The following is a 12107-nucleotide window of genomic DNA, read 5'->3' as shown; positions in this document are numbered from 1 at the left end:
GCGGCGCGGCGGCCGGTCAGGCGTTCTGGACGGCCGGGGGCAGCAGGGCCCGCAGCGCCGTGGTGTCGGGGTGGTCGGCGAGCGCCGCATCCACCGCCGCCTCCAGCGCGGCCTCGGGACCGTCGTCCTCCGTCTCCGAGCCCCAGCCGGGCAGCCGCACGGTCGCCGGGCGGGTCCAGGAGAACTCCCAGTGCAGCAGCGAGCGGGAGCTGAACTCGGCCAGCACCATGGTGCGCAGCGAGCGGTGCAGCCCGGGCCGTACGAACTCGCGGAACGCCCGCCCCTTCGCGGCGGCCGCCTCCTCCGACAGCGGCAGCTGCTCCGCCAGCCGCCACAGCCGGCCCTCGTCGATGACGTCGAGGAGCGCGGGCAACGTCGCCGGCTGCCCGGTGTACCCGGCCAGCGCCCGGTGCAGCGGGGTCTGTGTGGCCGACAGGCCCGCGGCCATCGAGGCGTCCAGCAGCTCTTGCCAGTCGGCGGCCCGCGGGTAGGAGAGCAGTTCGTCCACCAGGACGGCGTCCTCCAGCGCGGCGAGCGTGCGCGCCGGGTCGGTCAGCAGGGACAGCGCCGAGTCCTTGGCCTCGTCGGTGCGGCCGTCGGCGGGCAGCGCCTCGATCCGGCGTACCCGCTCTGCGATCGGCGGATGTGAGTCGTACGGTCCCGCGGGCTCCTCCGGCAGCCCCGAACGCAGCTTCACCAGCTCCGCCTCACGGGCCGAGAGCAGCCGGCCGAAGCCGCCGAAGAACTCGCCGCGCGGCGGCAGCATCCGGGCCTGCAGGCCCAGCGTGGCGTAGGAGTCGATGTAGAAGTCGTGCGAGGCGGACAGGACCGGGATCTCGCGCAGCGCGGAAGCGGTCGCGTCGCGTCCGGCGATGCGGGCGGCCGTCAGGTCGGCGGCGTACTCCTGGCCGCGCGCGGTGGACAGCGAGGCGCGCAGGTAGAGCTTGCCGTACGCGGTGTAGATCCTGGCCATCGTCCGGTACGTCGCCCCGACGCCGGTGGTGTCGATCTGCTTGGCCTTCTTGCCCTTGGCGATCCGCTTGGCGGACGCCCTCTCCTGCCGGGCGCGGTCGGCGGCCACCTTGTCGTCGGCCGCGGCGTGGAACTGGCCGATGACCCGGCCGATCTGCACACGCCCGCGTACGACGAGGGCGGACAGCCGCGTGTCGCCGCCCGTGAAGTGCCCGTACTCGTGGGCGAGTACGGACCGCAGCTGAGCCTCGGTCAGGCCGGTCAGCAGCGGGACGCCGAGGAAGAGGCGGCGCCGGCCGGGAAGCAGACCGAGCAGCCGCGGATCCTCACTGACGGCCGCGTTGACGTCGCCGGTGAGCAGGATCCGGTCGGGGGCACGGGTACCGGCCTCCGCGGCGAGTTCCCGGACCAGCGCCCAGAGCCGGGGCTCGTCGGCCTCGGTGACCTGGATGCCGGCTCCGTCGTCGCCCTTGGGGGTGCGCAGCATGAGCATGCCGCGGACCACGGGAATGGCCAGCAGCACCGTGATGAAACCGACCTTCACCGTGAGCGGGCCGTGTCCCCACGTGAACACGAGGACGTCCAGGCCGATCAGTGCGGCGAGCAGGCCGAGGCTCAGCAGATAGAAGCCGAGCAGCAGAACGAGGGCGCGCAGCGCGCGCAGAGTTGCGCCCATCGGGCAGATCCCCCCACAGGACCTCGGAAAGGGACATGACAGAAAACCGGACCCAGCGGGCCGGTTGTGCGTGTGGTGCAGGTGGTGCAGATGGTTCAGACAGTGCAAGTGGTGCTTGTGGCGGTGGTGCGATGTGGTGCAGGTGGTGCGGTGCTGTCGGCGGTTCCGGTTCCGTATTGCCGGCGGCTCCGTCCGTGGTGCGGGTGGTGCCTGTGGTGCTGGTGGTGCATGTGGGGGGATGCGGAGTATGCCGTACTGCAGGTCAGCAGGGCAATGTGGGAGGGCGACGGCTGGGACGGGCGGGGCAGGCACGGGCGGGGCAGCAGCGGGCGGGGCAGGGGGTCGTCGCCGGGCGGGCCGTGCTGTCTGGCGCGCCGGGCGGGCCGTGGCGCCGGGCGCGCCGGCGGACCGTGCTGTCTGGCGCGCCGGGCGAGTCGTGACGCCGGGTCAGCCGGGGAGGCCCACCGGGCTGCCGCCGTTCGCCTCGTAACCGGCCACCGCCAGGGCGCGGTAGAGGGCGAACTCGGCGGCCGGGTCGTCGGACAGGGTCCACGGCAGCGCACCGATGTGACCGTCCACGTGTACGAGCTGATCCATGGCCTCCGCCCAGCGCTCCGCACGGACCAGGAAGAAGACCAGCATGTGCCGCACGTGCGGCAGCGTCGGGTCGTCGGGCTCGGCCGCGTGCACCGCGTGCAGTGCGCCGTGGATCGCCCTGGAGACGACCTCGCTCTGGTAGAAGCTCGCGACCAGGTTCACCTCCGGGAGGTGCTCGAAAACCGCGAAGAGGGGCAGCGCGGACAGCATCGAGCCCTGCGAGGCCCGGGCCGCCGCGGCCTCGGCGAAGGCGTACGCCTGCTCGCGCGAGCCGTGCCACTTCTCGCACCAGTGGTGGAGCGCGGCCAGGTGCGCGCCCATGTGGTGCGGGGCGCGGTACAGGATCTTCTGCCACAGCTGGTCGAACTCGGCCTGTGAGTAGACCAGTCCGCGCGCGACGGACAGCTCGACGAGGTACGGCACCGGGTCGCCGGGGGCCAGCAGGGCCGCCTGCGCACAGGCTTCCCGTGCCTCCTCCATGATGATCCGGAAGTCGTCCGTGCCGGGCGTGGACGTCCGCCAGGCCTGCTGCACCAGGAACTCCGCGTGGACGGCCGCGCCGCCGGCGTCCTTGGGCTGCTCGGCCCGCCACACCCGCAGCCACTGACCGCCCGGCGTCTCATGTATCCCGCCGGGCCGCTGCTGCAGCTCCAGCGCGGCGGCGCCCGCGACGGCCTGCACCCGCTGCCAGCGCAGCTCGCCCTCCGTCTCCGTGCCGGCCAGCAGCTGGGCCGCGGCCCGGTAGTCATGGGTGCGCTGCACCAGCTCCAGGACGTCCAGCAGGTCCTGGTCCGGTCCGGGCAGGCGCAGGTCCAGCTCCTCCTGACGCACGAAGCCGTAGTTCGCCGGGTCGGCGGCGTCCGGGTGCCCCGGGGGGACCAGCCCGACCGCCCCGCGCCTGCGCCGCAGGAACGGCAGCAGCACGAAGCTCAGCATGAGCAGCGCCATCAGCAGCCAGAGAATCGACATGCCTCAAGCGAACCAGACGCCGCCGACAATTGGCGAACCCCGCCCTCGGCCTGTGGAAAACTCCGGCCCGGCCGTCTCGCGGAGCCCGTCGCCGGCCGAGGGAAATCCCTCCCGCAGGGACCGGGTCCGTCCCGCGGGCGTCAGGATCGCGTCAGGCGCACTACGCTCGATGCTCATGAGCGACAGGCACATCAGTCAGCACTTCGAGACCCTCGCGATCCACGCGGGCAACACCGCGGATCCCCTCACCGGCGCGGTCGTCCCGCCGATCTACCAGGTCTCGACCTACAAGCAGGACGGCGTCGGAGGGCTGCGCGGCGGCTACGAGTACAGCCGTAGCGCCAACCCGACCCGGACCGCCCTGGAGGAGAACCTCGCCGCGCTGGAGGGCGGCCGTCGCGGCCTCGCGTTCGCGTCCGGCCTGGCGGCCGAGGACACCCTGCTGCGTACGCTGCTCACCCCCGGCGACCACGTGGTGATCCCGAACGACGCCTACGGCGGCACCTTCCGGCTGTTCGCCAAGGTCGCCACGCGCTGGGGGGTCGAGTGGTCCGTCGCCGACACCAGCGACCCGGCCGCGGTCCGCGCCGCGATCACGCCGAAGACCAAGGCCGTCTGGGTGGAGACCCCGTCCAACCCGCTGCTGGGCATCACCGACATCGCCGCGGTCGCGCAGATCGCCCATGACGCGGGCGCGAGGCTCGTCGTCGACAACACCTTCGCCACGCCGTACCTCCAGCAGCCGCTGGCGCTCGGCGCAGACGTCGTCGTGCACTCCCTGACCAAGTACATGGGCGGCCACTCCGACGTGGTCGGCGGTGCGCTGATCGTCTCCGACGCGGCCCTCGGCGAGGAGCTGGCCCACCACCAGAACGCGATGGGCGCCGTCTCCGGCCCCTTCGACTCCTGGCTGGTGCTGCGCGGCACCAAGACCCTCGCGGTGCGCATGGACCGGCACAGTGAGAACGCCACGAAGATCGCCGACATGCTGACCCGGCACGCGCGCGTGACGAGCGTGCTCTACCCGGGCCTGCCCGAGCACCCCGGCCACGAGGTCGCCGCCAAGCAGATGAAGGCGTTCGGCGGGATGGTGTCGTTCCGGGTGGAGGGCGGCGAGGAGGCGGCGGTCGAGGTCTGCAACCGGGCCAAGGTGTTCACCCTCGGCGAGTCGCTGGGCGGCGTCGAGTCCCTCATCGAGCACCCCGGCCGGATGACGCACGCCTCCGCGGCCGGCTCCGCGCTGGAGGTTCCGGCCGATCTGGTGCGCCTGTCGGTCGGCATCGAGAACGTGGACGACCTGCTGGAGGACCTGCAGCAGGCGCTCGGCTGAGCCGACGGGCCACGGGTCCCGCCGCCCGGCGGCAGTACCCGTCACCGAACGCCCGGACTCACCACCCGGTGATCGGGGGAGTCGTCTGTGAGGGCGGCTCCACCCACGGGTGGGTGTCGGCCGCCCACGCGGCGAACGCGACGACCGCGGCGCACGCCAGCAGCCACAGCACCCGGCGGAGGAGCCGCCGCTGCCGCAGCAGGCGCTCGCCGCGGCGCACCGCGTCCGCGTGCAGTTCCGGCGGTACCGGTACAGCGACGCGCTCCATGATGTGCCGCACGGCGGACTCCCGCTGGGCCCGGTTCACCTCGGCCTCCCGCCGGTGTGCCCGGACCGCGGGGCGGCGCCCTGTCCGGGGTGAGCGATGTACGGCGGGGCCGGCCGCTCGGCGCGCCTCATGACGGTGCCACCTCGGCGCCCACCGCGCGCGGGCCGGCCGGCCGGGCGGGGTGCAGCAGGGTGGCCGTCGCCCGGTCGCAGACGGTGTGCACGCGTTCCACGGGCAGGCCGAGGAGGGCCGCCGCCTGTTCCTCGGCCACTCCCTCGTAGAGACGGAGCACCAGGATCAGCCGTTCCTGCGGGGTGAGTGCGGCGAGCGGGCTGCGGGGGTCGGGCCGGGTGCGGCCGAAGGCGCCGTACCGGTGCCAGGTCGCGCGCGCGAAGCGCGTGGCGAGATGCTGGCGGGCACACTCGTACGGGTCCTCGCCGTGCAGCTGGTCCCAGCGGGCGTAGGTGTGGGAGAGCGCCAGTGTCAGCAGGCGCCGCGCGCGCGGGTTGGCTTCCGGCGCCTCCGCGGTGAGCAGCGTGGCGGCGTGCAGCAGGCGCCCGGACGCGCCGGCGACGAAGGCCGCGAACTCCCGGGCCCGGCGGGCACCACGGGCCACCTGCCGATCACGCACCGCGCCTCCCCCCGGAAAGGGCCCCGCCCGGTACGGGACAGGCGAACCGTGTACGCAGGACCCGGTCTCATATGAGGCCAGTGACGGCCCGGGGTCAAGAGTCCGGAACCGAGACGTGTCGGGCAGGGTGGCCGGGAGGCCGGTGAGGGCCTGGGGTCAAGAGTCCGGAACGAGACGTGTCGGGCAGGGTGGCCGGGAGGCCAGTGACGGCCCGGGGTCAAGAGTCCGGAACCGAGACGTGTCGGGCAGGGTGGCCGGGAGGCCGGTAACGGCCTGGGGTCAAGAGTCCGGAACGAGACGTACCGGGCGGAGGCGGTCAGGAGGCCGGCGGCTGCTCCGCGGCCGGAACCCCTTGCACCGCCATCCGGGCGGACAGCGCATGGTTGAAGCGCGTCAGGAGCGTGCAGAACTGCTCGCGCTCCTCGGGCGCCCAGTCGTGTGTCAGCTCGGCCATGAGCTGACGCCGCGAGGAGCGCACCTCCTCCAGCCGGGCGGCCCCGCGCGGCGACAGCTGGAGGACGACGGCACGCCCGTCCTCCGGGTGCGAGGTGCGCTTGACGAGGCCGGTGTCGACCAGCGGCGCCACCTGCCGGGTGACCGTCGAGGAGTCGATGCCCATGCTCGCGGCGAGCGCCTTGACGCCCATCGGGCCTTCCTTGTCGAGCCGGTTGAGCAGCAGGTACGCGGCGCGGTCCATGGAGTTGCGCACCTGGCCGACACCGCCGAGCCGCGTCTGTTCGGCACGGCGGGCGAACACCGCCACCTCGTGCTGGAGGGTGTCGAGGAGACCGGTGTCACCGACGGTCGTCATGTCCATCGACATTTCAGGTGTTGTGGGCATGGCCGGAGGCTCGCTTCATGAAGGCTGCTGGGTTGGGGGACAGGGTACGCGGCCCGGCGCCGGGCCGTACCGGCGCTGCGCAAACCGGTCTCGCTGCTTGGTCACACCCGTCGTGCGCAAACGTGAACTGCGATGCTGGAGCCATGAGCTACGGCACGGCTGACACCTTGCGTTCCGTCACCCTGGACGACGTGCGCGGCGCCCAGAAGATGCTCTCGGGCGTGGCCCGCGTGACGGCGATGGAGGGCAGCCGGTACCTGTCCCAGCTGGTCGGGTCGCCGGTGCACCTCAAGTGCGAGAACCTGCAGCGGACCGGGTCGTTCAAGCTGCGCGGCGCCTATGTGCGGATCGCCGGGCTGCTGCCGGAGGAACGGGCGGCCGGCGTGGTGGCGGCGAGCGCCGGCAACCACGCGCAGGGGGTGGCGCTGGCATCCTCGCTGCTGGGCGTCCACGCGACGGTGTTCATGCCGAAGGGCGCCCCGCTGCCGAAGATCAGCGCGACCCGGGACTACGGCGCCGAGGTGCGCCTGCACGGCCAGGTGGTCGACGAGACGCTGGCCGCCGCCGAGGAGTACGCGGCGGAGACGGGCGCGGTGTTCATCCACCCCTTCGACCACCCGGACGTGATCGCCGGCCAGGGGACGGTCGGCCTGGAGATCCTGGAGCAGTGCCCGGAGGTGCGCACCATCGTCGTCGGCATGGGCGGCGGCGGGCTCGCGGCCGGGATCGCGGTGGCGGCGAAATCGCTGCGGCCGGACGTCCGGATCGTCGGTGTGCAGGCGGAGGGGGCCGCCTGCTACCCGCCCTCGCTGGCCGCCGGGCGGCCGTTGTCGCTGGAGCACCCGGCGACGATGGCCGACGGGATCAAGGTGGGACGGCCGGGCGTCGTGCCGTTCGAGATCATCGGCGAGCTGGTCGACGAGGTGCGCACGGTCAGCGAGGACCAGTTGTCGGCGGCGCTGCTGCTGTGCCTGGAGCGGGCCAAGCTGGTGGTGGAACCGGCCGGGGCGAGCCCGGTGGCCGCGCTGCTGGCCGCGCCGGACACCTTCGAGGGCCCGGTCGTCGCGGTGCTGTCCGGCGGCAACGTCGACCCGGTCCTGATGCAGCGCGTGCTGCGCCACGGTATGGCCGCGCAGGGCCGCTACCTGGCGGTCCGGCTGCGGCTGACGGACCGGCCGGGTGCCCTCGCCACGCTTCTCGGGGTGCTGTCCGCGGTCGACGCCAACGTGCTCGACGTGAGCCACGTACGGACCGATCCCCGGCTCGGGCTGACCGAGGCGGAGGTCGAGCTGCACCTCGAGACGAAGGGGCCGGTGCACTGCGCCGAGGTCGGCCGGGCCCTGCGGGACGCGGGGTACCCCGTCATCGGCTGAGCCGCGCGTGCCCGCCCGGGGCACAGGGCAGGGTGCCATCACTCACCCGAGCGAAATGCATTGTCGAACGCGATACATCGCGATACGGTGCCTCGTGTGTTCACCGGGCCGCCTGCTCGTATTCGGAAAATCGCGGGCGCGGCGAAGCGAGCAAACCTAGCCTTTGCGAAACCCCCCTCACCGAATCCCCGACGACGTGGAGACACTTATGCCAGGCGCCATCTATGCCGAAGGTCTGGTGAAGACCTTCGGCGACGTAAGGGCATTGGACGGGGTCGACCTCGATGTGCCCGAGGGCACGGTCCTCGGCCTGCTGGGACCGAACGGCGCCGGCAAGACGACGACAGTCCGCTGCCTCACCACCCTGCTGCGCCCCGACAGCGGCAAGGCGGTCGTCGCCGGTGTGGACGTACTGCGGCATCCCGACGCCGTGCGCCGCTCCATAGGCCTGTCCGGCCAGTTCGCGGCGGTCGACGAGTACCTGACCGGCAGGGAGAACCTGCAGATGGTCGGCCAGCTGTACCAGATGAAGGCCAAGGCGGCCCGGACCCGCGCCGCGGAACTGCTGGAGCAGTTCAACCTCGCGGACGCCGCCGACCGCCCCGCCAAGACCTACTCCGGCGGCATGCGCCGCCGGCTGGACCTCGCCGCGGCCCTCGTGGTCTCGCCGCCGGTGATGTTCATGGACGAACCGACGACCGGCCTCGACCCGCGCAACCGCCAGCAGTTGTGGGAGGTCATCAAGCGGCTCGTCTCGGGCGGTACGACCCTGCTGCTCACCACGCAGTATCTGGAAGAGGCCGACCACCTGGCCCATGACATCGCGGTCGTCGACCACGGCAAGGTCATCGCCAAGGGCACCTCCGACCAGCTCAAGGCCCGCACCGGCGGCGAGCGCGTCGAGGTCGTGGTGCACGAGCGGGACCACATGGCGACCGCCGCCGAGGTGTTGCGCGGCTTCGGCAAGGGCGACACCACGGTCGAGGATCACACCCGCAAGCTCACGGTCCCGGTCACCGGCGGCGCCAAGCTGCTCGCCGAGATCATTCGCGAGCTGGACACCCGGGGGATCGAGATAGACGACATCGGGCTGCGCCGGCCCACCCTCGACGACGTCTTCCTGTCGCTGACGGGCCACACGGCCGAGACCGCCGGCCAGGACGAGGACAACGGCAAGGAGGCCGTGAAATGAGTGCCGTCACCGAGACCGTGCCCGTCGCGGCACCCGGCAATCCCCTGGGCCGGTCCGTCCGGGACTCGCTGATCGTTGCCAAGCGCAATCTGATCCGGATGTCCAGAATCCCGGAAGTGGTGATCTTCGGTCTGATCCAGCCGATCATGTTCGTGGTGCTGTTCACCTACGTGTTCGGCGGCTCCATGAAGATCGGGGGCAGCACCAGCGCGATCGACTACAAGAACTTCCTGATGGCCGGCATCTTCGCGCAGACCGTCACCTTCGCCACGGCCGGCTCCGGCGCGGGCATCGCCGACGACATGCACAAGGGCCTCATCGACCGCTTCCGCTCGCTGCCCATGGCCCGCGGTGCGGTGCTGACCGGCCGTACCCTCGCCGACCTGGTGCAGACGGCGTTCACGCTGCTGATCCTCGCCGTCGTCGCGCTGCTGGTCGGATGGCGGGTCGGATCCTTCGGCGACACCAACGCCGGCAAGGTCCTCGGCGCCTTCGGCCTGCTGCTCCTGCTCGGGTACGCCTTCACCTGGATCGGCGCGCTGATCGGCCTCACCGTGCGCACCCCGGAGGCCGCCACCTCCGGTGGGCTGGTCTGGCTCTTCCCGGTGACCTTCCTCTCCAACGCGTTCGTGGACACCGGCAACATGACGCCGTGGCTGCGGCACATCGCGGAATGGAACCCGTTCAGCGCCACCGTCCAGGCGACCCGCGTGCTCTTCGCCAACCCCGGACAGTCCCACTCGCACGCCTGGCCGATGGAGCACCCGGTCCTGGCCTCGCTGATGTACTCGGTCCTGATCATCGCGGTCTTCCGGACCCTCGCCGTCCGCAAGTACCGGTCGGCGACCGCCTGACGTCCCGGGCAACGGCGAGGCCCCCGGCCGCCCCTCTCAGGGCGGCCGGGGGCCCGAAGCGAACCGGTGTGCGGGATCAGGCCGTGTACGGCTCGGCCTTCAGGATCTTCACCGAGGCCTTCTTGCCGTTCGGCAGCTCGTACTCCGCGTCCTCGCCGACCTTGTGGCCGATGACGCCCGTGCCGAGCGGGGACTGGGGGGAGTACGTCTCGATGTCGGCGCTCGCGTACTCGCGCGAGGCGAGCAGGAACGTCAGGGTGTCGTCCTCGTCACCGTCGAAGGCGATCGTGACGACCATGCCCGGCGCGACGGCACCGTCGGCGGCCGGCGCCTCGCCGACCTTCGCGTTCTCGAGGAGCTGGGTGAGCTGGCGCACGCGCAGCTCCTGCTTGCCCTGCTCCTCCTTGGCCGCGTGGTACCCGCCGTTCTCGCGCAGGTCGCCCTCCTCGCGCGCGGCCGCGATCTTGGCGGCGATCTCCGTGCGCGCAGGACCAGTAAGGTACTCAAGCTCGTCCCTGAGCTTGTTGTACGCCTCCTGGGTCAGCCAGGTGACGTTCTCGCTGGTCTGGGTCACAGGGTGCTCCTCGTCGGTACTGGGAATACAAAGCATCGCCCTACCCAGAAGCATGTTCCCTCTTGGATGGGCGAAACCACGAGCCTAACAATTCCCCGGCCAAAGGGGGAGGACATAAGCCACAAGAATCACATCGGCGCAGGTCAGTGCCTCCGCATTCCGGGTGAAGCCGGGAGTGTTCGCCCGCCGTCAGCCGGCGTGGCAGCCCAGAAGCTCGGCCGTCGTCCCCCTGGCCGTCGTACGGAGCGTGACGACCTTGTCGATGCGGGTGGCCGACCCGGAGAAGCGGAAGTCCGCCCGGCCGACCTCGGCGCCGTCGGACGACTGGGAGCGCAGGGTGCAGTAGCCGGCGGCGCCGGCGTCCTTGCGGACCTCCAGATGCACCCGGACCGCGTCGTCGGAGGCCCGGAAGGTGATGACTTCGGCGCTGATCTCGTTCTGCGCGATGTAGTGGTAGGCGAAGTAGCCGAGGAGCGCGAGAACGAGCCCGCCCAGTACGGAGCCGGCGATCCTGAGCCTGCGGTCGGCGCGCTTGTCGCGGTCGCCCGAGGCACGGCCGTAGCGGCCCTCGGGCAGCCGCGCGCTCGCCGTACTCATGATCGTCCTCTCCGCGGAATTTTTCGCCCCCCGATTCGGTCACTATAGAAGTCGCCGATCGCACCCCATGACGCGGGGGCGCCGACTTACCGAGGATTGAGTCTTGACTGACCAGTTGCGACTGATGGCCGTTCACGCGCACCCCGACGACGAGTCGAGCAAGGGCGCGGCCACCATGGCGAAGTACGTGTCCGAGGGGGTGGACGTGCTGGTGGTGACCTGCACCGGCGGAGAGCGCGGGTCCATCCTCAATCCCAAGCTGCAGGGTGACAAGTACATCGAGGAGCACATCCACGAGGTACGCAAGAAGGAGATGGACGAGGCTCGCGAGATCCTGGGCGTGACGCAGGAGTGGCTCGGCTTCGTCGACTCCGGACTGCCCGAGGGCGACCCGCTGCCGCCGCTGCCCGACGGCTGTTTCGCCCTGGAGGACGTCGACAAGGCGGCCGGCGAGCTGGTCAGGAAGATCCGCTCCTTCCGCCCGCAGGTGATCACCACCTACGACGAGAACGGCGGCTACCCGCACCCCGACCACATCATGACGCACAAGATCTCGATGGTGGCGTTCGAGGGCGCGTCGGACACCGAGAAGTATCCCGAGGCCGAGTTCGGGCCCGTCTACCAGCCGCTGAAGCTCTACTACAACCAGGGCTTCAACCGCCCCCGTACGGAGGCGCTGCACCACGCGATGCTGGACCGCGGCCTGGAGTCGCCGTACGGGGACTGGCTGAAGCGGTGGAAGGAGTTCGAGCGCACCGAGCGCACGCTGACCACGCACGTACCGTGCGCGGACTTCTTCGAGATCCGCGACAAGGCGCTGATCGCACACGCCACGCAGATCGACCCGGACGGCGGCTGGTTCAAGGTGCCGATGGACGTGCAGAAGGAGGTCTGGCCGACGGAGGAGTACGAGCTGGCGAAGTCCCTCGTCGACACCTCCCTCCCCGAGGACGACCTCTTCGCGGGCATCCGGGACAATGCCTGACATGAGCGCAAGCGTGAGCCTGGCAGTGACGCACCTCGTCCCCCTCGCCAAGGAGGTCGACGAGAACAAGGTCACCCCCGGTGTCCTCGGTTTCATCGTCTTCGCGGTGATGGCCCTGGCCGTGTGGGGCCTGATGAAGTCGATGAACAAGCACATGCAGAAGGTCGACTTCAAGGAGTCCCCGGACGCCGGCGCGGAGCAGGCCGGGCACAAGGCCGACTCCGCGGCCCAGCAGGGCTGACCCGAGG

The 12107-nt window shown here is 71.3% G+C and carries 13 protein-coding genes; 6 read left to right on the top strand and 7 right to left on the bottom strand.

The features are described 5' to 3' along the window. Nucleotides 1-16 precede the first annotated feature (16 nt). Nucleotides 17-1648, bottom strand: coding sequence for a M48 family metallopeptidase (locus JK359_RS04675; RefSeq protein ID WP_201831919.1), 1632 nt, complete (start codon nt 1646-1648; stop codon nt 17-19). Nucleotides 1649-2095: 447 nt separating this feature from the next. After that, nucleotides 2096-3214, bottom strand: a complete 1119-nt coding sequence (locus tag JK359_RS04670) for a hypothetical protein (protein ID WP_201831918.1) — start codon at nt 3212-3214, stop codon at nt 2096-2098. A gap of 175 nt (nt 3215-3389) precedes the next feature. Here JK359_RS04670 and JK359_RS04665 point away from each other — a divergent pair, with 175 nt between their 5' ends. Beyond that, the gene (locus tag JK359_RS04665) at nt 3390-4544 is read left to right on the top strand and encodes a cystathionine gamma-synthase (RefSeq protein ID WP_201831915.1); all 1155 of its coding nucleotides are present in this window, start codon (nt 3390-3392) and stop codon (nt 4542-4544) included. 58 nt (nt 4545-4602) lie between these two features. Here the strand turns inward: JK359_RS04665 and JK359_RS04660 are convergent, their stop codons facing one another. From JK359_RS04660 to JK359_RS04650, 3 genes are all read right to left on the bottom strand, one after another. Further along, complete coding sequence (locus JK359_RS04660) at nt 4603-4851, bottom strand: hypothetical protein (protein ID WP_201831913.1); 249 nt, start codon at nt 4849-4851, stop codon at nt 4603-4605. An 88-nt stretch (nt 4852-4939) separates the two neighbouring features. Beyond that, nucleotides 4940-5443: a sigma factor-like helix-turn-helix DNA-binding protein gene (locus tag JK359_RS04655; protein ID WP_201831911.1), complete on the bottom strand. Its 504-nt coding sequence runs from the start codon at nt 5441-5443 to the stop codon at nt 4940-4942. Between the two features lie 316 nt (nt 5444-5759). Continuing rightward, a complete protein-coding gene (locus JK359_RS04650; RefSeq protein WP_201832747.1) occupies nt 5760-6266 on the bottom strand; it encodes a MarR family winged helix-turn-helix transcriptional regulator in 507 nt (168 codons plus the stop codon). A gap of 161 nt (nt 6267-6427) precedes the next feature. Here JK359_RS04650 and ilvA point away from each other — a divergent pair, with 161 nt between their 5' ends. The 3 genes from ilvA to JK359_RS04635 all read left to right on the top strand — a co-directional run bounded on the left by ilvA (nt 6428) and on the right by JK359_RS04635 (nt 9703). Further along, nucleotides 6428-7657: a threonine ammonia-lyase gene (gene ilvA, locus JK359_RS04645; protein WP_201831910.1), complete on the top strand. Its 1230-nt coding sequence runs from the start codon at nt 6428-6430 to the stop codon at nt 7655-7657. Nucleotides 7658-7865: 208 nt separating this feature from the next. Beyond that, entirely contained in the window at nt 7866-8849 is a 984-nt protein-coding gene (locus JK359_RS04640) for an ATP-binding cassette domain-containing protein (RefSeq protein WP_201831908.1), read from the top strand. Continuing rightward, nucleotides 8846-9703 carry an ABC transporter permease gene (locus tag JK359_RS04635; RefSeq protein ID WP_201831905.1) on the top strand — a complete coding sequence of 286 codons (858 nt, stop codon included), beginning with the start codon at nt 8846-8848 and terminating at the stop codon, nt 9701-9703. Before JK359_RS04640 ends, JK359_RS04635 begins: the two co-directional genes overlap by 4 nt. Before the next feature lie 76 nt (nt 9704-9779). Here the strand turns inward: JK359_RS04635 and greA are convergent, their stop codons facing one another. Both greA and JK359_RS04625 read right to left on the bottom strand, forming a co-directional pair. Further along, nucleotides 9780-10277 (bottom strand): transcription elongation factor GreA, encoded by a 498-nt coding sequence (gene greA, locus JK359_RS04630; protein ID WP_201831903.1) that lies wholly within the window; start codon nt 10275-10277, stop codon nt 9780-9782. Nucleotides 10278-10466: 189 nt separating this feature from the next. Beyond that, nucleotides 10467-10874 carry a DUF4307 domain-containing protein gene (locus tag JK359_RS04625; RefSeq protein WP_201831901.1) on the bottom strand — a complete coding sequence of 136 codons (408 nt, stop codon included), beginning with the start codon at nt 10872-10874 and terminating at the stop codon, nt 10467-10469. A 103-nt stretch (nt 10875-10977) separates the two neighbouring features. Here JK359_RS04625 and mca point away from each other — a divergent pair, with 103 nt between their 5' ends. Both mca and JK359_RS04615 read left to right on the top strand, forming a co-directional pair. Beyond that, complete coding sequence (gene mca, locus JK359_RS04620) at nt 10978-11859, top strand: mycothiol conjugate amidase Mca (RefSeq protein WP_201831899.1); 882 nt, start codon at nt 10978-10980, stop codon at nt 11857-11859. Next, nucleotides 11852-12100: a hypothetical protein gene (locus JK359_RS04615; RefSeq protein ID WP_201831895.1), complete on the top strand. Its 249-nt coding sequence runs from the start codon at nt 11852-11854 to the stop codon at nt 12098-12100. Before mca ends, JK359_RS04615 begins: the two co-directional genes overlap by 8 nt. Nucleotides 12101-12107: the final 7 nt, after the last annotated feature.

This window comes from Streptomyces actinomycinicus, from assembly GCF_016741775.1.
Lineage (GTDB): Bacteria > Actinomycetota > Actinomycetes > Streptomycetales > Streptomycetaceae > Streptomyces > Streptomyces actinomycinicus.
This window is presented reverse-complemented; position numbering and strand designations above follow the sequence as displayed.